The sequence below is a fragment of the uncultured Sphingomonas sp. genome (genome assembly GCF_913062585.1).
GTDB lineage: Bacteria > Pseudomonadota > Alphaproteobacteria > Sphingomonadales > Sphingomonadaceae > Sphingomonas.
This window is the reverse complement of record NZ_CAJXWX010000010.1, coordinates 24873-51351: the sequence shown is the minus strand read 5'-3', so window position 1 is coordinate 51351 and position 26479 is coordinate 24873. Positions and strand designations below refer to the sequence as shown.

The window sequence follows — 26479 nt, the reverse complement described above, 5'->3', positions numbered from 1 at the left end:
GCATGTCCGATCAAAAACGCAACTGTAATGCTAGGTCAGGGCATGATCGTTCGGCCGCCTTCGCTTCCATTGAGCGAATTCCACGGTCGTTCAGCCTGAGCGACGTCGAAGGCCACGGGGTGCCGTTTGTGGTCAGGCCGGGGCGTGCACTTCGACTTCGCGCAGTGCGAGCGGGGTTAAAGCGACATGATCGCGTGCACTTCCCCGTCGATCCGTACTAGGAGGCTGACATACAGCTTGCCTATCGGAGACCGAACCCTTGGCCGACACCGCTCCCGAAACCCGCTTCTTCGACAGCTTTGACGGGACGCCGATCGCGTGGCGCGAAATGGGCGAGGGGCGGGCGCTCGTCCTGATCCATGGCTATTTCTCGGACGCGTACACCAACTGGATCCGCTATGGCCACGCCGCCGCCATCGCGGCCAAGGGCTACCGCGTCATCATGCCCGACCTGCGGGCGCATGGGCAGAGCGGCAAGCCGCATGATCCCGCTGCCTATCCGAAGGACGCACTGACCCGTGACGGCCATGCGCTGGTCGAGCATCTCGGGCTGACCGATTACGACCTGGGCGGCTATTCGCTGGGCGCGCGTACCGTGTCGCGGATGCTGGCCACCGGCGCGGAGCCGGGCAAGGCGATCTTCGCGGGCATGGGGCTGGAGGGGCTGCTCCACACCGACCGCCGGGTCGCGCATTTCACCAATATCCTGACGCGCCTGGGCGAGCATCCGCGCGGCACCCCCGAATGGATGGCCGAGGCGTTCCTGAAGACCACCGGCGGCGATCCGGTCGCGCTGCTCCACATTCTGAAGACCTTCGCCGACACGCCGCTTTACGCGATCCAGGGGTTCGAGCTGCCCGCCCTCGTCGTGGCGGGCGTCGAGGATTTCGACAATGGCGCGGCGGTCGAGCTGGCCGACGCCTTGCCGCTTGGTCGTTATGCCGAGATTCCGGGAAATCACATGAGTGCGGTGACGAAGTCTGAGCTGGGCGAGGCGATCGTCCAGTTCCTGAGCGCTTGACGGCGGCGGTCAAAGCCGCGCAACTGCGCGCCATCCGCCCCGTTTCGAGGGCGTTTCAGAATGTTAGGGGGATAGCATGATCCGTTCCGCCGTTTCCGGCACCGTACTCGCCTTTGTGCTGGCGGGGGCTGCTCAGGCCCAGACCGCTGCTCCGGCAACCCAGCCGCCAGCGACGGTCGCCGCCGCCGATGCCTTTGTCGCCGAGGCCGAGAAGACGCTGGCCGAAAAGTCCATCGGCGCGCAGCAGGTCGCCTGGGTCAACGCGACCTATATCACCGACGATACCGATGCGCTCGCCGCCGCCTCGGGCGCGGAGATGACCGACCTGGCCGTCCGCTACGGGCTTCAGGCGGCGCGGTATCAGGCGCTGCCGGGCCTGTCCTATGACACAAAGCGCAAGCTGGACCTGCTGCGCGGCGGCATCACGCTCCCTGCGCCGACCACGCCGGGCGCGGCGGCGCAGCTGTCGATGCTGACCACGCGCATGTCGTCCTCCTATGGCAAGGGCAAGGGGCTGCGGAACGGCCAGCCGATCAACGGATCGGATATCGAGGCCGCGATGGGCAGCGAGCGCGATCCCGCCAAGTTGAAGGAGATGTGGGTCAGCTGGAACGACAATGTCGGCGCACCGATGCGCGCCGATTATGCGCAGATGACCGGCCTCGCCAATCAGGGTGCCCGGGAACTGGGCTATGCCGATGCGGGCGCGATGTGGCGTTCGGGTTACGACATGAGCCCCGAGCAGTTCGCCCAGCTGACCGACAAGATCTGGGGCGAGCTGGAGCCGCTCTACAAGGCGCTGCACACCTATGTCCGCTGGAAGCTGAACGAAAAATATGGCGATGCCGTCCAGTCGAAGACAGGCCCGATCCGCGCCGACCTGCTCGGCAATATGTGGGCGCAGGAATGGGGCAATATCTATGATCTGGTCGCGCCCAAGGGCGCGGGCGATGTCGGTTATGACACCGGCGATCTGCTGAAGGCCAAGGGCTATGACCCGATCAGGATGGTGAAGACGGGCGAGGGCTTCTACTCGTCGCTGGGCTTCGCGCCGCTGCCGCAGACCTTCTGGCAGCGCTCGCAGATTGTGAAGCCAGCCGATCGCGAGGTCATCTGCCATGCCTCGGCCTGGGACATCGACAATCTGGACGATATCCGCATCAAGATGTGCACGAAGGTCAATGCCGACGACTTCGTGACCATCCATCACGAGCTGGGCCATAACTATTATCAGCGCGCCTATAAGAACCAGCCTTTCCTTTACAAGAACGGCGCGAATGACGGTTTCCACGAGGCGATCGGCGATACCGTCGCGCTGTCGATCACGCCCGATTATCTGGTGAAGATCGGCCTGCTCGACCCGACACGCGTGCCGAGCGCGGACAAGGATATCGGCCTGCTCCTGCGCCAGGCGATGGACAAGGTGGCGTTCCTGCCCTTCGGCCTGCTGATCGACAAATGGCGTTGGGGCGTGTTCTCGGGCCAGATCCCGTCCAGCCAGTATCAGGCGGGCTGGGACGCGCTGCGCCTGAAATATCAGGGCGTGGTGCCACCGGTCGCGCGCGACGAGACGAAGTTCGATCCGGGCGCCAAGTACCATATCCCGGCGGGCGTGCCCTATGCGCGCTATTTCCTGGCGCGGGTGCTGCAGTTCCAGTTCTACAAGGCGGCGTGCGACCAGGCCGGGTGGAAGGGGCCGCTCCATCGCTGTTCCTTCTATGGCAACAAGAAGGTCGGCGAGAAGCTGAACGCGATGCTGGCCATGGGCCAGTCCAAGCCCTGGCCGGACGCGCTACAGGTCTTCACCGGCAGCCGCGAGATGTCGGGCAAGGCGCTGGTCGAGTATTTTGCGCCGCTGAAGACGTGGCTGGACCAGCAGAACAAGGGTAAGCCTCAGGGTTGGTAACGGTGTGAGGGGGCGGCTGGCGTTGCCGGCCCCTCCACCACTCGCTTTCGCGAGCGGTCCCCCTCCCCATCGAAGATGGGGAGGATTTGCGCACCTCACCCAATCCTCCCCAAGCTGTGCTTGGGGAGGGGGACCACCGCGAAGCGGTGGTGGAGGGGCTTTTAACCCAACGCCCGTTCAGGCTGAGCGAAGTCGAAGCCCACGCTCGGATATGTGCCAAGCATACGGGCCTCCCCATGGCCTTCGACTTCGCTCAGGCTGAACGGAGGTCGAGGATCAATCCTTCTTGCTGTCCTCGGCTTTGCTCTTGTCTCGCTTCGGCGTGCTCCCCTTAAGCGACAGCAGCGCCGCCGTCAGCCCGGCCGCCGCGGCCAGGCTCCCCAAGATCGATGCCACGCCCCATTTGCCGCCGACCCGGTCGAGCCCATGCTTGCCCAGCACCGGCGCAGGCGCGGGTTCGATGGCGGCGGGCTTGCGCGGCGGCGACTTACGCGGTGCCGTTCGCTTGGTGGAGCGCGGCTTGGGCGGGGCCTTGGGCTTGGCGGGCTTCGGCGCTTCGGGGGCGAGTTCCTCGGTCGGGCTGGCCTCGGTCGCCTCGACGGGTTTGTCCTCCGGCGGCTCTATGGGCTTGGGCACCGGACGCTTGCGCGGCGTGGGCGTTCCCGCCGCCTTGGGGGCGGCGCGGCGGCGGGGCGGGCGTGGCTTTTTCGGGTCGGTGGTGTCGACCATCTCAAAATTCCCTGTTTCGGTTCGTCACCGTAACGCCCGCACCCTATCGCCGGTTGCCGATCAGCGGAAGGGCGGCTCGTTGAACGCGCGCAGCTTGCGGCTGTGCAGCTTGTTGCCCTCGCGACGCAGCTGCTCGCACGTCTCGATGCCGATCCGCATATGCTCGCTGATCGCGCGCTCATAGAAGCGATTGGCCTGGCCCGGCAGCTTCAGCTCGCCGTGGAGCGGCTTGTCCGACACGCAGAGCAAAGTCCCGTACGGGACGCGGAAGCGATAGCCCTGGGCCGCGATCGTTGCCGATTCCATGTCGATGCCGACCGCGCGGCTGAGTGAGAAACGCAGCGCCGATTTGGAATAGCGCAGCTCCCAGTTGCGGTCGTCGGTGGTGACGATCGTGCCGGTGCGCAGGCGGCGCTTCAGCTCGTCGCCCGACTGGCCCGAGACGATCTCGGCCGCCTTGGCGAGCGCGACCTGCACCTCGGCGATGGCAGGCACGGGGATTTCGGGCGGCAGCACATCGTCGAGCACATGGTCGTCGCGCAGATAGGCGTGCGCCAGCACATAGTCGCCGATCCGCTGGCTGGGACGAAGCCCGCCGCAATGCCCGATCATCAGCCACGCCTCGGGCCGCATGACCGCCAGGTGATCGCAGATCGTCTTGGCATTGGACGGGCCGACGCCGATATTGACGAGCGTGATGCCGGTGCCATCCTTTGCGACCAGGTGATAGGCGGGCATCTGGTGCCGCCGCCACGCGCTGTCGGTGACGATCTTGTCGACATCCTCCGGCCGCTCGATCACGATGCCGCCCGCGCCCGACAGGGCCGTGAAGCGCGAGCCGTCCCCCAGCTGCGACGCGCCCCAGCGGACGAACTCGTCGACATAGCGGTGATAGTTGGTGAACAGCACGAAGCGCTGGCAATGCTCGGGCGGCGTGCCGGTATAGTGGCGCAGACGGGCGAGCGAAAAATCGGTGCGCAACCCGTCGAACAGCGCCAGCGGCCGGTTGCCGTCGGCCGTCATCCACAGCCCGTCGGCAATCTCGTCGCCGATATGCGCCAACTCGGTCGCCGGGAAGAACCGCGCTAGCTCGGCCGCCGACACCGTGTCCAGGCTCAGCGCGTGACCGGGGTCGAGCACATAGGGGAAGGGGATTTCCTGCCGCCCCGCCACCGCCTCGACGGTGACGTCATAATCCTCGATCAGCAGGGTCAGCTGTTCGACCAGATAGTCCTTGAACAAAGCGGGCTTGGTGACGCTGATCCGATAGTCGCCGGGCGACACCAGGCGGCCGAAGGAGCGCATCGGAGTCGGGCGTCCCCCGTCACCGCGAAAGATCAGGCGGATTTCGGGATAGGCGAAACAGCCATGCGCGCGATCTTCGAGCGTGGGCGCGGTGCCATCGCGCAGATAGAGGGTCAGCGCATCCTTCAGACGCGTGACGGAGGCGGTGTAGAGGCGGTCGAGCTCTTCGACGATGGAAACAGCGTGAGTCATCGCCGGGAGCTTAGCCGGGTTGGCGGCCCTGGCAAGCCGGAGCGTTGCAGCGCAGCGAGCGCCGCCGCTCGGACTGGGTAGAAAATCAATCCCGTGGCCTTCGACTTCGCTCAGGCTGAACGGGCGATGGGATGGGGTACGCGCGATCTATTCCCCAATTCCTCCCCGAGCTCGGCTTGGGGAGGGGGACCATCCACAGGATGGTGGAGGGGCAAGCCCTCCAGATTGTGCTCGCTCAGGCGCCCTGCGACGAATTCTCGTCATCGGACGTGCCGCGCAGCTTCGATGCGCCGAACGCGGCACCCGCGACCGCCGCTGCGACGCCGGCTGCGATCCCGGCGGCGGCGTAGGGGTGTTCCTTGACCTTGTCGCCAGCGACCTTGGCCGCGCCCTGCGCCTTTTCGGTGAAGCTCTTGGCCGTCGCCGTCTGCTTCTCGGGGGGGACATAGGTGGTCATGGCCGGTACTCCTTTCGTGCCTTCACGTGTACGTCGCAAAAACGTCGCGCCGGCCAGCACTGTTCCACCCCCGATCCGTTGGGGCCTGCGTTTCGCCGGATCAGAGGGCTTCGAGCAGATGCTCGGCCGAGCTTACCTTGAACTCGCCGGGGGCCTCGACGAACAGCTGTTCGACCACGCCGTCGTTGACCAGCATCGTGTAGCGCTGGCTGCGCGTGCCCATGCCGAATTTCGACCCGTCCATCGTCAGGTCGATCGCCTTGGCGAAGTCGGCATTGCCGTCCGCCAGCATGGTGATCGCGCTTGCGGCGTTGGTCTGGCCCCAGGCCTTCATGACGAAGGCGTCGTTGACCGAGGTGCAGGCGATCTCGTCCACGCCCTTGGCCTTCAACGCATCGGCCTGCGCGATGAAGCCGGGCAGGTGCTGGGCCGAGCAGGTGGGGGTGAAGGCACCCGGCACCGCGAACAGCGCGACGCGCTTGCCGGCGAAGAAATCCGTCGTCGTCACCTGTTCGGGCCCTTCGGGCGTTACCTTGACCAGCGTGGTGTTGGGGAGGCGGTCGCCGACCTTGATCGTCATGATGCTCATCCTGCAGGAAACCTCCCGGCGGAGTGCCGGGCCTTCGAGGCGCGTTCATGGGGCCGAATGCGCCATGATTTCAAGCATGGCGAGGTGCGGCCGTGATCCCTATAGTCGGGGCGTGCATCAACTGACCTATCTTTCCGGCCAATTCCTGCTCGCCATGCCGGGCATGGCCGACCCCCGGTTCGACCACGCGGTCATCGCCATGTGCGCGCATGACGAGGGCGGGGCGCTCGGCATCGGGCTCGGCGCGACGATCGACGGCATCGGCTTTCACACGCTGCTAGACCAGTTCGAGATCGCGCATGGCGACGCGCCCGACGCACCGGTCCATTATGGCGGCCCGGTCGAACCGCGTCGCGGCTTCGTCCTCCACAGCCATGACTGGCAGGGGCGCGACAGCGTCGATGTCGGCGGTCGATGGGTGTTGTCGAGCACCGTCGACGTGCTGCGCGCCATTGCCGAGGGGCAGGGGCCGGCGCGTTGGGTCGTCGCGCTGGGCTATGCCGGATGGGATGCGGGCCAGCTGGAGGAGGAACTGCGCGAGCCGGGCTGCTGGTTCACGGTCGGCGGCAAGCGCGACGTGCTGTACGATGTGGCGGCCGAGGATCGCTGGCAGTCCGCATTCGGCACGGCGGGCATCGACCCCCGCCTGCTGGTGACGGGCGGCGGCACGGCCTGAGCCGATGACTGGTGGGCACCGCGAAAATTCCTCCCCTGCAAGGGGAGGGGAACCAGCGAAGCTGGTGGAGGGGTGTCCCCCTTTCGATAGCGCGATACCCCTCCGTCAGGCCTTCGGCCTGCCACCTCCCCTGCAAGGGGAGGAATGGGATGCACTCATGCCTCCTGCCAACGAACACTCAAGCATATAAAGATATCTTTATATTTGATCCCTAAGGCGATCGCCGCTAAGGCGGGCGCCGTGCCGATCGGCGTGCGCGCCACGTCTTGGTCGGCCCCATTTTGCACGGAGTTTCGTCGTGTCCACGACTGCCGCCACCAAGAACGATTACGTCATCAAGGACATCAGCCTGGCTGATTTCGGCCGCGCCGAGATCAAGATCGCCGAGACCGAGATGCCCGGCCTCATGGCCCTGCGTCAGGAATTCGGCGCGGCGCAGCCGCTCAAGGGCGCGCGCATCACCGGCTCGCTGCACATGACGATCCAGACCGCCGTGCTGATCGAGACGCTGACCGCGCTGGGCGCCGATGTGCGCTGGGCCACCTGCAACATCTTCTCGACCCAGGACCATGCCGCCGCCGCGATCGCCGCTGCGGGCATCCCCGTCTTCGCCGTGAAGGGCGAGACGCTGGCCGAATATTGGGACTATGTCGGCGACATCTTCGACTGGGACAAGGCCGGTGACGGCACCACCGCCAACATCATCCTGGACGATGGCGGCGACGCGACCATGTTCGCGCTGTGGGGCGCCAAGCTGGAAGCCGGTCAGACCTTCGGCGAGCCGGAGAATGAGGAAGAGGTCGAGTTCCAGCGTTCGGTCAAGGCATTCATCGCCAAGAAGCCGGGCTATCTGACCCAGACCGTCAAGAACCTGAAGGGCGTGTCGGAAGAGACGACCACCGGCGTTCACCGCTTGTACGAGATCGCGAAGAAGGGCGAGCTGCCTTTCCCCGCGATCAACGTCAACGACTCGGTGACCAAGTCGAAGTTCGACAATCTGTACGGCTGCAAGGAATCGCTGGTCGACGCGATCCGTCGCGCCACCGACGTCATGCTGGCGGGCAAGGTCGCCGCGGTCGCCGGTTTCGGCGACGTGGGCAAGGGCTCGGCCCAGTCGCTCCGCAACGGCGGCGCACGCGTGCTCGTGACCGAAATCGACCCGATCTGCGCGCTGCAGGCGGCGATGGAGGGCTTCGAGGTCGTGACCATGGATGAGGCCGTGAAGCGGGCCGACATCTTCGTCACCGCCACCGGCAACGCCGACGTCATCACCGCCGATCACATGAAGGCGATGAAGCCGATGTCGATCGTCTGCAACATCGGCCACTTCGACTCCGAGATCCAGATCGCGGCGCTGTCGAACTACAAGTGGACCGAAGTGAAGCCCGGCACCGACCTGGTCGAGTTCCCGGACGGCAAGCAGATCATCGTGCTGGCCAAGGGCCGCCTGGTGAACCTGGGCTGCGCGACCGGCCACCCCAGCTTCGTGATGTCGGCCTCGTTCACCAACCAGACGCTCGCCCAGATCGAGCTGTGGACCAAGGGCGAGAACTACAAGAACGAAGTCTATGTGCTGCCGAAGCACCTCGACGAGAAGGTCGCCGCGCTCCATCTCGAAAAGCTGGGCGTCCAGCTGTCGAAGCTGAGCGAGAAGCAGGCCGCCTATATCGGCGTGCCGGTCGAGGGTCCGTTCAAGCCGGATCACTATCGCTACTGATCCAGCGTCCCGGCATTCGCCAGGAAGATCAGGGGCCGTCCGAAAGGGCGGCCCCTTTTTCGTGGGACCACGCCGTGGGGGCGTCTTCGATATGGCGTATCGCCTGCCGATCGCGCTAGAGATGGACGGATGCAGCGTCCTGGCCCAGACCTTTTTCGATGATCCTGTCCCGGACGATCACGATCGGTAGCGTCGAGGCGGTTCTGCTGGGCGCAGGCGCGTGTGGCCTGATCGTCCTGGGCATGGTGTTGCTGTTCCTGGGTATTCGGGCGCGTGCGGACGCCTCGTCCGTGCGATCGGAGCGCGATCGGCTCGACGCGCTGCTGCGGGCCGGCCCGGCGCAGGCCATGGTGATCCGCACCGATGGCCGGGTGGATATGCCCGCTCGCCTCGCCGACTGGCTGGGGCTGGTCGACGCGGCGCGTTTCCTGGAGGAATTGTCGAGCGACGATGCGGGGCTGGGCGCGGAGGATAGCGCGTTGCTGGCCGCCGATCTCAACGCCGCGCAGAAGACCGGACGCCGCTTCCGCCGGATCGTCCGGCCCCAGGGTTCGCCACGGACCCTGTTGTTCGACGGCGCACGGGCCCCCGCCGATCAGGGCGCGGCGGGCGAGGTCGTGATCTGGGTCTTCGACATGACCGAGGCGCAGGACGAGATCACCCGGCTGGATGCCGAGGCGCGGCGGCTGAGCGATGCGTTCCAGGCGCTGACCGGCCTGATCGAGGCCGCGCCTTTGCCCATGTGGTATCGCGGCGCCGATCTGCGCCTCGCCATGGTCAACACCGCCTATGTCGAGGCGGTCGAGGGGCGCGATGCGTCGGACGTGGTCGGGCGCGGACTGGAACTGGTCGAGGGATCGGGGCGCGGCGGGCCGCTGGCGGGCGCGGCGGCGGCGCGCGATCAGGGACGCCCGCACGAGCAGGTGCTGCCCGCCACCATCGACGGCGCGCGGCGGGCGCTGCGCATCTATGACGTGCCTTTGCCGACGGGGGGCATTGCGGGCTTCGCGGTCGATATCGAGGATCTGGAACAGTCGCGCGCAGGCGCCAAGCGCTTTGCCGAGGCGCAGCGCGCGATGCTCGACCGGCTGTCGGCGGCGGTCGCCCATTTCGGCCCCGATCGCGGGCTCGTCTTCTGCAACCAGCCGTTCCGGCGCATGTTCGCGATGCGCACCGAATGGCTGGCCGATCACCCCGAATTCGACCGTATCCTGGAGCGGATGCGCGAAGCCAATCGCAGCCCGGAGGTCCGCGACTTCCCCGGCTGGAAGGCCGAGCGGATCGAGTGGTTCCGCCAGGCGGGCGGCGGCATCGAGGAGGCATGGCATCTGCCCGGCGGCACGCACCTGCGCGTCGTGGCGCAGCCCTTGCCCGACGGCGGGCTGCTGCTGATCTTCGAGGATCGGACCGAGGAGGTGCAACTCGCCTCCGCGCGCGACACGCTGCTGCGGGTCCGCACCGCCACCTTCGACAATCTGTTCGAGGCGCTGGGCGTCTTCGCCGCCGACGGCCGGCTGCAGTTGTGGAACAACCGTTTCCGGGCGCTCTGGGGGCTGGAGGAGGAGTTCCTGTCCAGCCATCCGCGCGTCGACGCGTTCGCCGAGCGGATCGCCGGAAAGCTCGCGACGCCGGGGCGGTCGGGCCTGATCGTCGACCTGGTCCGCTCCGCCACGCTGGAACGGCAACAGCGCGGTGGGCGTGTGGCCTTTGCCGATGGGCGCCATTTCGAATTTGCGGGCGTGCCGCTGCCCGATGGCAATGCGCTGTTCACCCTGCTCGACATCACCGACAGCCGGCGGGCCGAGCAGGCGCTGCGCGACCGCGCCGATGCGCTGGAGGCGGCGGACAAGGTCAAGACCGCCTTCGTCGCCAATATGAGCTATGAGCTGCGCACCCCGCTGACCTCGATCAGCGGCTTTGCCGAGATGCTGCATGGCGGCTTTGCCGGGCCGCTGCCCGACACCGCGACCGGCTATGTCGAAGCGATCCTCGAATCGACCGAGCGGCTGGGGCTGCTGGTCGACGATGTGCTCGACCTGACCCGGAGCCAGGTGGACGCGGAAATCGCGCGTGAGGATGTCGAACTCGCGCGTGTCGCGCGCGCGGCGGCGGATACGATCCGGCCGATCGCGGGACGGCGCAAGCTCGACTTCGCGGTCGAGATCCAGCGTTCGCTGGGCCGCGTCACCGGCGACCGTCGCCGCTTGCAGGAAGTGATCGAGCATCTGCTGCGCCACGCGGTCGAACAGACGCCGGAGGGCGGGCGTATCCTGCTCCATGCGGACGGCGATTCGGCACGGGCGCGGATCATCGTGTCCGATGACGGGCAGGGCATGGACGAACAGGCGGTCGCCCGCGCCTTCGACCGGTTCGCCGAGCCGGGGATCATGGCGACCGGCGAGCGGGCGCTCGGCCTGGGGTTGCCGCTGGCCAAACAATTTGTCGAGGCGCATGGCGGCACTGTCACCCTATTGTCCGAACCGGGCGCGGGGACGCTGGTGACGGTCGAACTGCCTCGGCGCGTCGCGGAAAAGGACAAGTCATGACGATCCGGCTGGCCGATGCCGCCGCCACCGAGGAATTCGGCCGCCGCCTGGCCGCGTATGTCCGACCGGGCGACGTGGTGACGCTGACCGGCACGCTGGGCGCAGGGAAAACGAGCCTGGCACGCGGGCTGCTCGCCGCACTCGGCCTGCCCGGCGAAGCGCCGTCCCCCAGCTTCGCGATCGTCCAGCCCTATGCCCCGCCCGAGACGGCGATCCCGGTGCTGCATGTCGATCTCTACCGGCTCGACGGGCCCGAGCAGATGGACGAACTCGGCCTGGACGAGGCCTTGTGGGACTCCGCGTTGATCGTCGAATGGCCCGACCGGGCGGGTGCGGGGGCCTGGCCCCAGGCGCTGGCGTTGACCCTGGAGATGGATCCGGACGGCGGACGTATCTTGACAGCGCAGGTGCCCTCGGGCTGGGAAGGCCGATGGCCGATATGACCCCGCCGGCGGATGCCGCCGCCTTTCTGACGACGCTGGGATGGGAGGGGGCGGTGATCGCCCCGCTTGCCGGTGATGCTTCGTTCCGCCGCTATTTCCGGGTGACGCTTCGGGGGCGCAGCGCCGTCCTGATGGATGCGCCGCCGCCGCATGAGGACCCGCGTCCCTTCATCGCGATCGCGCGCTGGCTGGTCGGCCGGGGCTTTGCCGCGCCCGCCATCCTGGGCGCGGACGAGGTGCGCGGGCTGGTCCTGATCGAGGATTTCGGCGACGACCGGATGCGCGAGGCGATCGAGGCCGATCCCGATGCGACGGCGAAGCTCTATGGCGACGCGGTCGACCTGCTGGCGGCCCTGCGTGGCCATGCGCCCGAGGGCCTGGCCCCCTATGACGCCGCCGTCCTCCATCGCGAGGCCGGGCTGTTCCCCGAATGGTACACGCCCGCCGTCGGACTGGACGTCGATGTCGAGGGCTATCGCGCCGCTTGGGACCGGGTGTTCGCCCATGCCATCGCCGACAATCCCGTCACCGTGCTGCGGGACTATCATGTCGAGAATCTGATGCTGGTCGGGCCGATGCGGACGCTCGGCCTGCTCGACTTCCAGGATGCGCTGGCGGGGCACGCCGCCTATGACCTCGTCTCGCTGCTTCAGGACGCGCGGCGCGATGTCGAGCCCTCGATCGAGCAGGCGATGCTGGCGCGCTATCTGGCCGCGACGGGCGAGGGCGACGCCTTCCTGAACGCCTATCATGTGCTGGGCGCGCAGCGGAACGCGAAGATCCTGGGCATCTTCACCCGGCTGTGGAAGCGCGACGGCAAGCCGCGTTACGCTGCGCTCTGTCCGCGCGTCTGGGCCTATCTGGAGCGCGACCTGTCGCAGCCGGTGCTGGCGCCGGTCGCGGCCTGGTTCGACGACAATGTGCCGCCCGAACTGCGCGGCGATCCGAAGGTGCTGTCTCGATGACCCGCCAGCTCTCGCTCCGCCCGACCCCCTCGGGCCAGGTCCCGCGCACCGCGATGGTGATGGCGGCGGGCATCGGCAAGCGGATGCGCCCGCTGACCGCGACGCGCCCCAAGCCGCTGGTATCGGTGGCGGGCAAGCCGCTGATCGACCATGTCTTCGACCGGCTGGTCGCGGCGGGCGTCGAGCGGGCGGTGGTGAATGTCCATTATCTCGCCGACCAGCTGGAAGCGCATTTGAAGGACCGCTTTCCGGGGATCGAGGTCATCATCTCCGACGAGCGGGACCAGCTGCTGGAAACCGGCGGTGGTCTGGTGAAGGCCAAGCCCTTGCTGGGCGACGATCCGATCCTGGTGGTGAACAGCGACAATCTGTGGATCGACGGCCCGGTCGATGCGATCCGCCTGCTCGCCTCGCGCTGGGACGCGGGCGTCATGGATGCGCTGCTGCTGATGGTGCCGCTGGCGCGTGCGCATAACCATCAGGGGCGGGGGGATTTCCATCTCGGCCCCGATGGACGGATCACCGCCCGGCGTCAGCGCGGCCGAGTCGCGCCCTTTTCCTATACCGGCATCCAGATATTGCATCCGCGCCTGATCGCCGATGCGCCCGAGGGTGCCTTTTCGACCAACCTGTTCTGGGACCGTGCGATCCAAGCGGGACGCGCTTATGGCCAGGTGCACCAGGGCCTGTGGTTCGACGTCGGCACGCCGCGCGCCATTCCGCAGACGGAGCTGATCCTCGCGGATGGCTGAGCTGCGTCGGCCCCGACTGCACACCATCCCGGCGCATCGCGGTTTCGCCGATGCGCTGGTCGCCGGGCTGATGCGGCGCGCTGGCGGCGATCCGCTGACGCTGGCGCAGGGGATGATCCTGCTGCCGACCAATCGCGGTGTCCGTGCGGTGACCGAGGCCTTTGTGCGCGCGAGCGGCGGCGGCCTGATCCTGCCGCGTATGGTGGCGCTGGGCGATCCCGAACTGGGCGAGGCGGCGGGTTCCGCGCTCGATCCCGCCGATGCCGACGCGCCCCCGCCGCCCGCCATCGCGCCGTCGGCGCGCCGGATGATCCTGGCGCGGCTGGTCGAGCAGGAACGACAGCGCGCCGGACAGCCGGTGACGGCGGCCGAAGCGGTGCGGTTGGCGGGCGACCTCGCCCGCACGCTCGACCAGATGCTGGTCGAGGAGGTCGATCCGGCCGCACTCGCCGCACTCGACCTGGGGCCGGACCTGACCGAGCATTGGCAGTCGGCGCTGGCGACCTTCTCGGTCGTGCTCGACCGCTGGCCCGCCGTGCTGGCGCGGATGGGGCGGATCGACGCGGCGAAGCGGCGTACCCTGCTGCTCGACCGGACCGCGAAGCGCTGGGCCCAGGCGCAGCCCGCCGGGTTCGTCTGCGCGGCGGGCGTCACCGATACCGCGCCCGCGGTCGCGCGGCTGCTGCGCTGCGTGTCGGAGATGCCGGGCGGCTCGGTGGTGTTCGCCGGGCTGGACCTGACCATGCCGGACGCGGAATGGGACGCGCTCGGCCCCCATAAGCCCGATCCGGATACGGGCCGCACTCGTCGCGCGATCGAGACCCATCCCCAATATGCACTGAAGCTGTTGCTCGACCGTATGGGCGTCGGTCGCGACGAGGTGACGGTGTGGCGCGGCGGCGGCGATTATGATGCGGGCGCGGCGCGCGGGCGGGCGATCGCCAATGCCATGGCGCCCGCCGACTTCACTGGCAAATGGACCGACCTGCCCGCCGAGGACCGGCGGCTGTCGGGCGTCTCGACCCTCGAACTCGCCACACCCGCCGAAGAGGCGCAGGCCATCGCGCTGGCGCTGCGCGAGGCGATCGAGGAGCCGGGCCGCACCGCTGCGCTCGTCACCCCCGACCGCGCGCTGGCGCGGCGAGTGGCGGCGCATTGTCGGCGCTGGAATATCCTGATCGACGACACGGCGGGACGGCCGCTGTCGATCCTGTTGCCCGGCACCTTCCTCCTCCAACTGGCCGAGGCGGCGGCGCAGCATTTCGCGCCGTTGCCGCTGCTTGCGCTGCTCAAGCATCCGCTGATCCGGGGCGAGATGGAGCGGGTGGAATGGCTCGACGGGGTTCGCGCGCTCGACCGGGCGCTGCGGGGGCCGCGTCCGGCGCCGGGGCTGGACGGAATCGCCGCGCATCTCGCCGACAAGCCGACCGCGTCGGCCTTCTGGGCCAAGGCCGCGCCGATGCTGGAGGCGGTGGGGCGGACCTTTGGCGACGGGCCGCAGAGTTTGCGGGGCCTGCTCGCCTGTCTGCGCGAATGCGGGCAGACACTGTGCGGCGATGCGCTATGGACCGGGCCGCAGGGGCGCGCGGCGGCGGAATTCCTGGCGGGTTATGAGGAAGAGGCCGATCACGGTCCCGCCCGCGTCGACCCGGCCGAGTTGCCCGCGCTGATGCGCAGCCTGTTCGACGAGATCGCCATCCGCGCCATCCCGCGCGAAGGCCAGCATCCCCGCCTCGCCATTTACGGCCCGATCGAAGCGCGTCTCCAGACCGCCGACCTGATGATCGCGGGCGGCTTGAACGAAGGCGTCTGGCCGGGGCGGCCCGCGCCTGACCCCTGGCTGGCACCTCGCATCCGTTCCTTGCTGGGGCTGGTGGGGCTGGAGCAGCGGATCGGCATCGCCGCGCATGATCTGGCGCAGGCGATGGGCGCGCCGCGCGCGATCCTGACCCGAGCACGCCGCGATGCGAGCGGGCCGACCCTGGCGTCGCGCTTCTGGTTGCGGCTTCAGGCGATGGCGGGCGAGCGGTTCGAGGCGCATCCCAGTCTCGCGGCCTGGGCGGTCGAACTGGATAAGCCGGAGGACTATATTCCGGCTGACCGACCCGCGCCCAAGCCCCCCGCCGCCCTGCGCCCCACTGCGATCTCGGTGACGGAAGTCGACCGGCTGAAGGCCGATCCTTACGCCTTCTATGCCCGCCGCGTGCTGCGCCTTTCGCCGCTCGACCCGGTCGATGCGGACCCCAGCGCCGCCTGGCGCGGCACCGCCGTCCACGACATACTGGAGATGTGGTGGAAGGAGGATCGCTGCGCCGTCGATGCGCTGCGCCCCCGTGCGCTGGCGATGCTGCGCGACCAGAATACCCATCCGATGATGCGCGCGCTGTGGCAGCCCCGTTTGATCGAGGCGATCGACTGGATCGCCGCCGAGGTCGCGGTCAAGGCCGGGGAGGGCCGCCATGTCCTGAGCGCGGAAGGCAAGGGCGAGGCCAAGCTGGCGGGCGTGACGCTGAGCGGCCGGTTCGACCGGATCGACAAGGCGCCGGACGGCGCGCTGGTGGTGATCGACTATAAGACCGGCAAGCCGCCCTCCACGACGGCGGTGCGCGAGGGCTTCAGCTTGCAGCTGGGTCTCCTCGGCCTGATCGCCGAGCGCGGCGGGTTCGAGGGGGTGTCCGGCAAGGCGGGCGGTTTCGAATATTGGTCGCTGGGACGCGGACGCGAGGGGCTGGGCTATATCGCCACGCCGGTCGACCCCGATGGGAAGCGCGAGCGGATCCGCACCGACGAGTTCGTGTCCATTGCGGCGGCAAACTTTGCGGATGCGGCAGGGCAATGGCTGACCGGCGATGCGCCGTTCACTGCCAAGCTGGTGCCCGAATATGCGCCCTATGCGGAATATGACCAACTGATGCGGCGGGATGAATGGTATGGCCGTGATCGGTAAATCCTTGGTTCCGTTCGTGCGTGATGGCGTGGCCTTCGACTTCGCTCAGGCTGAACGGAGCGGGGGCTTTGTTCCTACCGCCGTTCGCGCTGAGCGACGTCGAAGCGCACGGGACTCCCGTGGCCGGGAGTACGCCGCATGAGCGCCCGCCCCATGGCGAACCTTCCCCCGCTGAAGGGCGACCAGGCCGCCGCCAGCGATCCGGCGGCGCATGTCTGGCTGTCCGCCTCGGCGGGGACCGGCAAGACGCAGGTGCTCGCCGCGCGCGTGTTCCGCCTCCTCCTACGCGGCGTCGCGCCCGAGGCGATCCTGTGCCTGACCTTCACCAAGGCGGGTGCCGCCGAGATGGCGCAGCGGATCAACGGCCGCCTCGCCGCCTGGGTGCGGATGCCCGAGACCGAGCTGTTCCGCGACCTGAAGGCGCTGGGCGAGACGCCGACCCCTGCCTTGCGCGACCGCGCGCGGACGCTGTTCGCCCGCGTGCTTGACGCGCCGGGCGGCGGGCTTCGCATCCAGACCATCCACGGCTTCTGCCAGGGTCTGCTCGCGGCCTTCCCGGTCGAGGCGGGGCTCGCCCCCGGCTTCCGTCCGCTGGAAGCGCGCGAGGAGGCGGTGCTGGCGCGCGAGGCGTTGGCGCGGATGCTGGAGACCGCCGAACGCGAAGGCCGGGTCGGCCCGGTCGAGACGGTCGGTGCGCTGTCGCTGCGGCTGGGCGAGGGCGGTGCGGAAGCGTTTCTCGCCGCCTGCGCCCGCGCGCCCGGCGCGCTCGAGGCGTTGCCCACCGGCATCCAGCCCTGGCTGCGCCGTGCGCTCGATCTGCCCTCGGGCGACATCGACGAGGCCATTGCGGACGGGGTCGAGGACATCGACGAGGACGCCGTCATCCGGCTGGCGGGCGCGAACCGTGCCTGGGGCACAGCGACCGGCGACAAGGCGGCGGCGACGCTCGAGCGCTGGATCGGTAGCGACCGGGCGGGGCGGGTCGCCCTGCTTGAGGATCTGATGGGCACGGTCTTCACCGCCAAGGGCGAGCCGCGCAAGGCCTCCAAGAAACTGACCGACGCCGATCCCGATTATGAGGATATGGCGCGCGAGCTGGGCGAGGCGTGCCGCTATCTGCTGGGCCTGGCGGCGCGGGCGCGTCATGCCGATCTGCTCGCGGACGCGCTGACCGTCGGGCGCGACTATGCGCGTGCCTATACCCTGTCCAAGCGTGCGATCGGCGCGGTGGATTTCGACGACCTGATCCGCACCACCGTCGAGCTGCTGGAGCGGCCCGGCATCGGCGAATGGGTCCGCTACAAGCTCGACCAGGTGACCGAGCATGTCCTGATCGACGAGGCGCAGGACACCAATGCGCATCAGTGGCGGATCGTCCGTGCGCTGGCCGACGAATTCTTTGTCGGGCGCGGGCTCTATGCGCCCTCGACGCGGACTTTGTTCACGGTCGGCGATCACAAACAGGCGATCTTCGGGTTCCAGGGCACCGATCCGATCAACTTCCAGGCGGCCGAGTTGCATTTCTCGCGCCGCGCCGACGAGGTTGCCGGCGACGACGACTGGCCCGAGGACGAGCGCGGCCTGCCGTTCAACCAGCTGTCGCTGACCCACAGCTTCCGCTCGACCACGCCGATCCTGGAATTCGTCGACGCCGCGATCGAGGCGTTGGGCGAGCCCGGCATGGGGATGGGCCACGCGGTCGAGCGCCATGCCAGCGAGGTGAAGGGCCCCGGCCGCGTCACGCTCTGGCCGCCGGTCGTAGCTGGCGGCAGCGACGAGGACGAAGAAGGCTGGATCGACGATGCGGTGCGCAAGGTCGCGACCGACATCGCGCGGGCGGTCCGTCGCTGGCTGGACGACGGCGCCATGCTGGAGAGCAAGGGCCGTCGTCTGGAGCCGCAGGACATCATGATCCTGGTCAAAAGGCGCGGCGACCTCGCCTCGCTGATCGTCGCGCGGCTTTATGCCGAGGGGGTGCCGGTGGCGGGCGTCGACCGGCTGCGGCTGAACGCGCCGCTGGCGGTGCAGGATCTGCTCGCTACGGTGCGCTTCGCACTCCAGCCCGAGGATGATTTGTCGCTGGCGTCGCTGCTGGTATCGCCGCTGATCGGCTGGTCGCAGGAGCGGTTGATGGCGGCGGGGCACCGGGAGCGAGGATCGCTCTGGGCGCATCTGACGCGGACCCTGCCGCCTGAGGACCTCGCCCCGCTTCGCCAGATGCTCGCGCGGGCCGACGTTTCGACGCCCTACCAGTTTCTGGAGGAATTGCTGTCGGGCCCGCTCGATGGTCGGCGCAAGCTGATCCGGCGGCTGGGTACCGAGGCGCGCGATCCGATCGAGGAGCTGCTCAACGCCGCGCTGACCTTCGAGAGTACGACGACGCCCTCGCTCCAGCGTTTCCTCGACTGGTTTGATCGCGGCGATGTCGAGATCGTGCGCGATCCCTCGGCGCCGCTCGACGCGGTGCGGGTGATGACCGCGCATGGATCGAAGGGGCTGCAGGCGCCTTTGGTCATCCTGGCTGACGCGACCGCCGATCCGACCGCGAGCCCACGGCCGATCCTGCGCTGGACGCCCGAGCCGGGTGCGTTGCCGATCCCGGTCTTCCCGCCGCGTGCCGAGGAGCGGGGCGGGCCGCTCGATGCCGTCGCGGCCGAGATCGCCGCGCGCGAGCTGGCCGAGCATTGGCGGCTCTTCTACGTCGCGGCGACGCGGGCGGAGGAGCAGCTGGTCGTCGCGGGCGCGCTGGGCAAGCGGGCGGCGGGGGTGCCGCCGATGCACAGCTGGTACGCCACCTGCGCGCGGGCAATGACCGCGCTCGGCGTGCCCGAGGTCGAGCCGGGCGACGGACAGTCGCGGACGTTCCTTGGGCGGATGCCGCAGGCGCCGGTCGCGCCGCGCCCCGGTGCGGCCGTCGCAAATGCGCACGAGCATGTCGCGCTGCCCGACTGGGTCCATCAACCTGCGTCGCAGGAGTCGCGCCCGCCCCGTCCGCTCGCGCCGTCGCAGCTGGGCGAGGACATGGTCGCCGACCCGCCCCCCACGCCCGCGATGCGCGCGGCGGCGGAGCGAGGGCGGTTGATCCACTGTCTCCTCGAACGCCTGCCGCCGGTCGCGCCCGATACGCGGCGAGAGGCGGCCGAGCGCTGGCTGGTCCAGGCGGCGGGGGTCACGGATGCGGCCCTACGCGCCGATGTTACGGCGGCGGTCTTCGCGATCCTCGACGATCCGGCCTATGCGCCGCTCTTCGGGCCCGGATCGCTGGCCGAGGCGCCGATCGCGGCCACGCTGGCCAATGGCTTGGTCGTGTCGGGGCGGGTCGACCGGCTGCTGATCGGTGCGGAGGAGGTGCGGCTGATCGACTATAAGACCGGGCGGCGCGCGCCTGGCGGGATCGACGATGTGCCGGCGTTCCACCTGGCGCAGATGGCGGGCTATGCCGCCGCGCTGGAGGTCATCTTTCCCGGGCGGCGGGTGTCGGTGGCGCTGCTCTACACGGCGGGGCCACGCCTCATCACCGTGCCCGACGCGTTGCTGGCCGCGCACAAGCCCGGCTATCGCGATCGGGAGCAAAGCTTGGCGCTGGGAGGTTGAGCGACCGTCGCCCGCATCCTAGATGGATGACAATCCAAGGAGTATTGAGACTATGGCAACCAAGCAGATCACCGACGCCAGCTTCGAGGCGGACGTCCTGAACTCCGACAAGCCGGTGCTGGTCGATTTCTGGGCTGAATGGTGCGGACCGTGCAAGATGATCGGCCCGTCGCTGGAGGAACTGTCCGAGGAACTGGGCGAGCAGGTGACGATCGCCAAGCTGAACATCGACGATAATCCCGACGCGCCCGGCCGTTATGGCGTGCGTGGCATCCCGACGATGATCCTGTTCAAGGGCGGCGCGGCGGCGGCGACCAAGGTCGGCGCCGAGCCCAAGGGCCGGATCAAGGCGTGGCTGGAAGGCGCGCTGTAAGCTTTTCGAGGAAGCACGCCCCTCCCGCAGGCGGGAGGGGATGGGGGAGGGTAGGAAGTCTCACCGAGACCTAAGCTCGCGGCACTCCCCTCCCCAAACCCCTCCCGTCTGCGGGAGGGGCTTTTTTGTCCGGCGCGTCTCGGAAGGCACGCCCCTTCCGCAAGCGGGAGGGGATGGGGGAGGGCCTGGGGTCTCACCGAGACCACCGCTCGCCGCCGATCAACTCAGCGGGATCATCACCACATCGCGAAACGGCGCACGGTCCTGCAACGCTGCATACCAGCGCTCCAGATTAGGCCGCGAAGGCCGCTCGACCGGCAGCTGGAACCACGTATTCGCATAGGCCGCGACCGGAATATCCCCGATCCCGTACGAATCTCCCGACAGCCATTCCTGCCGCCCCAGAACATCGTCCAGGATCGCCGACAGCCCCGCCGCCCGCGCCACGCTCCGCTCGATCAGCGCGATGTCGCGCGCGTCGGGGGCCGTGCGGACCATCTGGAAGAAGATCGGCCGGATCGCATCGGCCCAGGTGAAGCCCCAGTCCATCCACCGCTCGGCGGAGGCGCGGGCCTTCGGCTCGACCCGATAGAAAGCCTCGCCGCCATGGTTCGCCGCCAGATAGCGCAGGATGGCGTTCGACTCCCACAGGACAAAGCCGTCATCCTCGATCGTCGGGATCAGCGCATTGGGGTTTAGCGCCCGGTACGCCGCATCCATCCCGAACGGTCCGCCGACATCGCGCCGGTCATAGGCCAGCCGCATTTCCTCGGCCAGCCAGACGACCTTCTTGACGTTGTGCGAGTTGATCCGGCCCCAGATGGTCAGCATCGGCCTCAGCTCCGATAGTCGGCGTTGATCGAGATATAGCCGTGCGTCAGGTCGCAGGTCCAAACCGTCGCGACGCCCTCGCCCAGGCCCAGGTCGACGCCGACCGCGATCTCCTGTCCCTTCAGATGCGCGGCGACGGGGGCTTCGTCATAGCCTTCGACCGCCAGGCCTTCCTTCGCCACCAACGTCTCGCCGAAGCGGATCGACAGCTTGTCGCGCTCGGCCGGTTCGCCCGCCTTGCCGACCGCCATGACGACGCGGCCCCAATTGGCGTCCTCGCCCGCGATGGCGGTCTTCACCAGCGGCGAGTTGGCGATCGACATGGCGATACGGTGCGCCGAACGGTCGCTCTCGGCGCCCTCGACCCGGATCCCGATCAGCTTGCTCGCGCCTTCGCCATCGCGGACGACCAGCAGGGCAAGCTGGTGACACAGATCGGCGAGCGCTGCGCGGAAGGCATCGGACCCGTCGCTCTCGTCATCGGTCAGCGGCGCATTGCCCGCCTTGCCCGTCGCGAAGGCGAGGACGGTGTCGCTGGTCGAGGTGTCGCCGTCGACCGTGATGCACGAAAAGCTGCGGCCATTGGCGGCGCTCAGCGCGGACTGGAGGAACTCGGGCGACACGGCGGCATCGGTGAAGATGAAGCCCAGCATCGTCGCCATGTCGGGCGCGATCATGCCCGATCCCTTGATGATCCCGGCCAGCGTCACCGTGCGACCATCGACCACGGCGGTGGTGGTCGCGCCCTTGGCGAAGGTGTCGGTGGTCATGATCGTCGCGGCGGCGTCTTCCCAGCCGCAGGGTGCGGCGGTGAAGGCGGCGTCCAAGCCTGCCTCGGCCTTGTCGATGGGCAGCGGCACGCCGATCACGCCCGTCGACGCGACGAACACGTCCGAAGGCTGGCAGTCCATCGCCGCGGCGGTGCGCGCGGCGATCGCCTCGACGGCGGCGCGGCCCCGGTGGCCGGTAAAGGCGTTCGAGTTGCCCGCATTGACGACCAGCGCGCGGGCCTGACCCAGGACCAGCGCCTTGCGGCACCATTCCACTTCCGGCGACGGGCATTTGCTGGTGGTCAACACGCCCGCCACGCTGGTCCCTTCGGGCAGCGTCACGAAGGTCAGGTCGCAGCGGTCCCATTTCTTATACTGCGCGCGGGCGACGCGCAGCGTCACGCCGTCGATCGCGGGCAAAGCGGGAAAGGGCTGGGCGAGGGGCGAGGTGGCGGTGCTCATGGGGCGATGCTTTGCCGCTTGCGCGCGCGCGCTGCAACGGGTTGATGGTGAGGTCGCCGATTTTGGTGGGGGAATCAATATGACGATGCTGGCGCTCGGGCAGATGGCGATGGAGCTGCGAACGCCGGTGCAGGTCGAGAAGCTGCCCAAGCCTGAAATCGTCGGTGACATGGCGGCGGCGTTCGGCCCGGATAATTATCCGCCGGCGGCCCAGCGTGCGCATGAAGAGGGGCTGGTAATCGCCGACCTCACCGTTGACGCCCAAGGTCGCGTGACCGGCTGCACGATCAGCCAATCCGCATCGGCTTCGCTGGACGAACAGACCTGTCACATCGTCGTTTCCACGCCAGGATTGTTCCGCGCTGCCAGGGATCGCGGCGGCAGGGCGGTTGCCAGTCATCATACATTGCGTATCCGGTGGCAGATTCCCGAAGATGCCCCCAATGGGACGGAAGTCGCCCATTCGGGGGCGACCCTTTCCGAGATGATCGTCGATGTCGATGGCCATCCGACCGAGTGCCAGGTTCACACGCTGCCGGTCAATTTCGCGGTCACCAATCCACCTTGCCCGTCATCGACTGAAGGTCTGCAGGCGGCGGTTATGCAACGCAGCGGGGCGACCACGCCGCCGCGCTTCCGTTACTTCGCCATCGCCGAACGCATCTTTGGCGACGGGCCGTTGCTCAGCGGCCCGATCCCGAAAGACATGACCGTCCTCCAGCGATTTCGGGTCGATTTCACGATCGACGCGACCGGCAAGGCGGTGGATTGCCGATGGACGGTCAGCGTGGGGCCAGTCGATACAGAGCATATCCCGACACTCTGTCAGCGCGATCAGCTTTTCGCGATCGAACCGAACATGCCCAAATCGGGTTATGACTATGTTCAGATTGCCTATCAGATCCTGCCGCCCCGCCCCTGAAGGTGGTGATGCAACGGATGGACGCGCCGCGCGTATCTGCCTAAGACAAGTCTCGCATGAACCTGCTTCTGCTCCTTTCCGCTCTTTTGTCCGCGCTGACCGGCGTGGGTGCGAGCGCGCGTGGGCAGGAAGCGCGCGGGGTCGTTGCCGAGCGTTGCATCGTGACGGCCGCCAAGCAGGCCGCTGTCGCCCGCGCCGCGACCCGACCGGTGCAGGCGCTTGCCACGCTGGTCGATAGCATTCGGCTGACGGGTGCGTTCCGGGCGACCACGCCCCGGCCCGTCGCCGCGATCTTCATGGGCCGTCGGCGCGAATAGCCCCGGTGTCGGCTTCGGCCGACCTCCTTCCCTGCCATGGCAGTCGCGCGCGCCCGGCCGTTTTGCGGCGCTGCGCCCATCTCACGATATTTCAGTCAGGAAATCGCTTATGTTCGGCGGCCTCGCCAAGTCCCTGTTCGGTTCGTCCAACGACCGTTACGTCAAGTCGCTCAAGCCCATGATCGCCAAGATCGCCGATTTCGAGGCGCAGATGGAGGCGATGACCGACGCGCAGCTCGCCGCGCAAACGGTCAAGTTCCGCGAGCAGCTGGACCAGGGCGCGACGCTCGACAGCCTGCTGCCCGAGGCCTTCGCCACCGTGCGCGAGGCGGCCAAGCGCGTGCTGGGCCAGCGTCACTATGACGTGCAGATGATCGGCGGTATCGTGCTGCATCGGGGCGAGATCGCCGAGATGCGCACGGGCGAGGGCAAGACGCTGGTCGCGACGCTCGCCACCTATCTGAACGCACTGCCCGGCAAGGGCGTGCACGTCGTCACCGTCAACGACTATCTCGCCAGCCGCGATGCGGCGACGATGGGCCGAATCTATGGCTTCCTGGGCATGACGACCGGCACCATCATCCCCAATCTGGACGATGCGCAGCGTCGTGCGGCCTATGAGGCCGATATCACCTATGGCACGAACAACGAGTTCGGCTTCGACTATTTGCGCGACAATATGAAGTATGAGCGCTCGTCGATGGTGCAGCGCCCCTTCCACTACGCGATCGTCGACGAGGTCGACTCGATCCTGATCGACGAGGCTCGCACGCCGCTGATCATCTCGGGGCCCACCGACGACAAGTCGGAGCTGTATATCGGCGTCGATGCGATCGTGAAGCAGCTGACCGCCGACGATTACGAGAAGGACGAGAAGCAGAAGTCGATCATCCTGACCGAGGACGGCACCGAGCGCGCCGAGCGCCTGTTGGAGGCGGCCGGGCTGCTCCAGGGCGAGAATCTCTACGATTTCGAGAATACCCAGGTCGTCCACCATCTGAACCAGGCGCTGCGTGCGAACATGATGTTCAAGCGCGACACCGATTACATCGTGAAGGACGGCAAGGTCATCATCATCGACGAGTTCACCGGCCGCATGATGGACGGGCGTCGCTGGTCGGAAGGTCTGCACCAGGCGGTCGAGGCGAAGGAGGGCGTCAATATCGAGCCCGAGAACCAGACCATGGCCTCGATCACCTTCCAGAATTATTTCCGCATGTACCCGAAGATTTCGGGCATGACCGGCACCGCCGCGACCGAGGCGGGCGAATTTTACGACATCTACAAGATCAACGTCGTCACCATCCCGACCAACCTGCCGATCGCGCGCGTCGATGAGGAGGATGAGTTCTACAAGAACACCCAGGACAAGTTCCTGGCGATCGCCAAGAAGATCCGCGACCATGCCGCCAAGGGGCAGCCGGTGCTGGTCGGCACCGTGTCGATCGAAAAGTCCGAACTGCTCAGCGAATTCCTCACCCAGGAAGCCGTGCCGCACAAGGTGCTGAACGCGCGCTATCACGAGATGGAGGCGCATATCGTGGCGCAGGCGGGGCGGTTGAGCGCGGTGACGATCGCGACCAACATGGCGGGTCGCGGCACGGACATTCAGCTGGGCGGCAACCTCGAATTCCGTATGCTCGACGAGCATCCCGAGCTGGTCGAGGGCACGCCCGAATATGAGGAAGCGGCGACTCGCATCCGCGCCGAGATCATCGCCGAAAAGCAGAAAGTGCTGGAGGCGGGCGGCCTGTTCGTGCTCGGCACCGAGCGGCACGAGAGCCGCCGCATCGACAACCAGCTGCGCGGCCGTTCGGGGCGTCAGGGCGATCCGGGCCTGTCGCGCTTCTACCTCAGCCTCGACGACGATCTGCTGCGTATCTTCGGCCCGGACACGCTGTTCGCCAAGATGATGCGCAACAATATCGAGGATGGCGAGGCGATCGGCAGCAAGTGGCTGACCAAGGCGATCGAGACCGCGCAGAAGAAGGTCGAGGCGCGCAACTACGACATCCGCAAGCAGGTCGTCGAATATGATGACGTGATGAACGACCAGCGCAAGGTCATCTACGAACAGCGCGCCGACATCATGGATGCCGAGACGGTGGGCGATGTCGTCGCCGACATGCGTGCCGAAACCGTGAACGCGATCGTCGGCGCCGCCTGCCCGCCTAATAGCTATCCCGAGCAATGGGATGTGGCGGGCATGAAGCAGCAGCTGAAGGACCTGCTGAACCTGGAGCCGCCGGTCGACGACTGGCTGACCGAGGAAGCGATCGACGCCGAAATCGTGCTGGAGCGTGTGAACGCCGAGGCCGATGCAGCGGTCGAGGCCAAGGCCAAGGAGCTGGAGCCCGATACCTGGACCAGCGTCGAAAAGTCGATCCTGCTCCAGAATCTCGACCATCACTGGAAGGAGCATCTGGCGACGCTCGACGCGCTGCGCCAGGTCGTCCACCTGCGCGCCTATGCGCAGAAGACACCGATCAACGAATATAAGCACGAGGCGTTTTCGCTGTTCCAGCGGATGCTCGACAATATCCGCGAGGATGTGACGCGCACCATCGCCTATGCCCAGTTCCAGATCCAGGCGCCGCCGGAGCTGCCGCCGCTGCCGGACTTCATCACCTCGCACTTCGATCCGTTCACCGGCGAGGACAATACGAACGACTGGGATGCCGCCGCGCGTGGGCTGCTCCAGCCGCAGATGCCGCCGATGCAGATCCCCCAGCCCGAGGGCATGGACCTGGGCACCGATCCCGCCCAGTGGGAAGGCCGCGTCAACCGCAACGCGCCGTGCCCCTGCGGCTCGGGGCTGAAGTACAAGCATTGCCACGGGGCGGTGACGGCCTGATCGTTTTGGAATAGGCAGGATAGGAGGGCGGCGGGCTTCGGTTCGCCGCCCTTTTCATTCCTCCCCATCTCCGATGGGGAGGGGGACCGCCGCGAAGCGGTGGTGGAGGGG

Annotated in this window: 20 protein-coding genes; 14 read left to right on the top strand and 6 right to left on the bottom strand. The window is 67.7% G+C overall.

The annotated features are described in order from the left end of the window. Positions 1-259: 259 nt before the first annotated feature. Positions 260-1021 carry an alpha/beta fold hydrolase gene (locus tag QZ546_RS08685; protein ID WP_294236195.1) on the top strand — a complete coding sequence of 254 codons (762 nt, stop codon included), beginning with the start codon at positions 260-262 and terminating at the stop codon, positions 1019-1021. Between the two features lie 76 nt (positions 1022-1097). After that, positions 1098-2927: a M2 family metallopeptidase gene (locus tag QZ546_RS08680; protein WP_294236194.1), complete on the top strand. Its 1830-nt coding sequence runs from the start codon at positions 1098-1100 to the stop codon at positions 2925-2927. A 276-nt stretch (positions 2928-3203) separates the two neighbouring features. Here the strand turns inward: QZ546_RS08680 and QZ546_RS08675 are convergent, their stop codons facing one another. From QZ546_RS08675 to QZ546_RS08660, 4 genes are all read right to left on the bottom strand, one after another. Then, positions 3204-3656 (bottom strand): hypothetical protein, encoded by a 453-nt coding sequence (locus tag QZ546_RS08675; protein ID WP_294236193.1) that lies wholly within the window; start codon positions 3654-3656, stop codon positions 3204-3206. A 60-nt stretch (positions 3657-3716) separates the two neighbouring features. After that, on the bottom strand, positions 3717-5153 hold the full coding sequence (locus QZ546_RS08670) for an AMP nucleosidase (RefSeq protein WP_294236192.1): 1437 nt from the start codon (positions 5151-5153) through the stop codon (positions 3717-3719). A 235-nt stretch (positions 5154-5388) separates the two neighbouring features. Next, complete coding sequence (locus QZ546_RS08665; protein ID WP_294236191.1) at positions 5389-5610, bottom strand: hypothetical protein; 222 nt, start codon at positions 5608-5610, stop codon at positions 5389-5391. A 100-nt stretch (positions 5611-5710) separates the two neighbouring features. Further along, positions 5711-6190, bottom strand: coding sequence for a peroxiredoxin (locus QZ546_RS08660; RefSeq protein WP_294236190.1), 480 nt, complete (start codon positions 6188-6190; stop codon positions 5711-5713). Between the two features lie 121 nt (positions 6191-6311). Between QZ546_RS08660 and QZ546_RS08655 the strand changes: the two genes are divergently transcribed. The 9 genes from QZ546_RS08655 (at position 6312) to trxA (ending at position 20212) form a co-directional block, all read left to right on the top strand. Further along, positions 6312-6875, top strand: coding sequence for a YqgE/AlgH family protein (locus QZ546_RS08655; protein ID WP_294236189.1), 564 nt, complete (start codon positions 6312-6314; stop codon positions 6873-6875). A gap of 298 nt (positions 6876-7173) precedes the next feature. After that, positions 7174-8592 carry an adenosylhomocysteinase gene (gene ahcY / locus QZ546_RS08650; protein WP_294236188.1) on the top strand — a complete coding sequence of 473 codons (1419 nt, stop codon included), beginning with the start codon at positions 7174-7176 and terminating at the stop codon, positions 8590-8592. A 158-nt stretch (positions 8593-8750) separates the two neighbouring features. Next, a complete protein-coding gene (locus QZ546_RS08645) occupies positions 8751-11138 on the top strand; it encodes a PAS domain-containing sensor histidine kinase (RefSeq protein ID WP_294236187.1) in 2388 nt (795 codons plus the stop codon). Continuing rightward, entirely contained in the window at positions 11135-11581 is a 447-nt protein-coding gene (gene tsaE / locus QZ546_RS08640) for a tRNA (adenosine(37)-N6)-threonylcarbamoyltransferase complex ATPase subunit type 1 TsaE (protein WP_294236186.1), read from the top strand. The genes QZ546_RS08645 and tsaE overlap by 4 nt, the downstream gene beginning before the upstream one ends. Then, the gene (locus QZ546_RS08635) at positions 11578-12546 is read left to right on the top strand and encodes a phosphotransferase (protein ID WP_294236307.1); all 969 of its coding nucleotides are present in this window, start codon (positions 11578-11580) and stop codon (positions 12544-12546) included. Before tsaE ends, QZ546_RS08635 begins: the two co-directional genes overlap by 4 nt. After that, positions 12543-13298 (top strand): nucleotidyltransferase family protein, encoded by a 756-nt coding sequence (locus QZ546_RS08630; RefSeq protein ID WP_294236185.1) that lies wholly within the window; start codon positions 12543-12545, stop codon positions 13296-13298. Before QZ546_RS08635 ends, QZ546_RS08630 begins: the two co-directional genes overlap by 4 nt. Next, entirely contained in the window at positions 13291-16245 is a 2955-nt protein-coding gene (gene addB / locus QZ546_RS08625) for a double-strand break repair protein AddB (protein ID WP_294236184.1), read from the top strand. The genes QZ546_RS08630 and addB overlap by 8 nt, the downstream gene beginning before the upstream one ends. A 138-nt stretch (positions 16246-16383) precedes the next feature. Next, positions 16384-19839, top strand: coding sequence for a double-strand break repair helicase AddA (addA, locus tag QZ546_RS08620; protein WP_294236183.1), 3456 nt, complete (start codon positions 16384-16386; stop codon positions 19837-19839). Between the two features lie 52 nt (positions 19840-19891). Continuing rightward, entirely contained in the window at positions 19892-20212 is a 321-nt protein-coding gene (gene trxA, locus QZ546_RS08615; protein ID WP_007404159.1) for a thioredoxin, read from the top strand. Positions 20213-20431: 219 nt separating this feature from the next. Here the strand turns inward: trxA and QZ546_RS08610 are convergent, their stop codons facing one another. Continuing rightward, positions 20432-21043 (bottom strand): glutathione S-transferase family protein, encoded by a 612-nt coding sequence (locus QZ546_RS08610; RefSeq protein WP_294236182.1) that lies wholly within the window; start codon positions 21041-21043, stop codon positions 20432-20434. 5 nt (positions 21044-21048) lie between these two features. After that, a complete protein-coding gene (gene argJ, locus QZ546_RS08605; protein ID WP_294236181.1) occupies positions 21049-22275 on the bottom strand; it encodes a bifunctional glutamate N-acetyltransferase/amino-acid acetyltransferase ArgJ in 1227 nt (408 codons plus the stop codon). A gap of 79 nt (positions 22276-22354) precedes the next feature. Between argJ and QZ546_RS08600 the strand changes: the two genes are divergently transcribed. The 3 genes from QZ546_RS08600 (at position 22355) to secA (ending at position 26368) form a co-directional block, all read left to right on the top strand. Continuing rightward, on the top strand, positions 22355-23197 hold the full coding sequence (locus QZ546_RS08600; protein WP_294236180.1) for an energy transducer TonB: 843 nt from the start codon (positions 22355-22357) through the stop codon (positions 23195-23197). A 56-nt stretch (positions 23198-23253) separates the two neighbouring features. Beyond that, positions 23254-23514, top strand: a complete 261-nt coding sequence (locus QZ546_RS08595; RefSeq protein ID WP_294236179.1) for a hypothetical protein — start codon at positions 23254-23256, stop codon at positions 23512-23514. Positions 23515-23623: 109 nt separating this feature from the next. Further along, positions 23624-26368 carry a preprotein translocase subunit SecA gene (gene secA / locus QZ546_RS08590; RefSeq protein ID WP_294236178.1) on the top strand — a complete coding sequence of 915 codons (2745 nt, stop codon included), beginning with the start codon at positions 23624-23626 and terminating at the stop codon, positions 26366-26368. Positions 26369-26479: the final 111 nt, after the last annotated feature.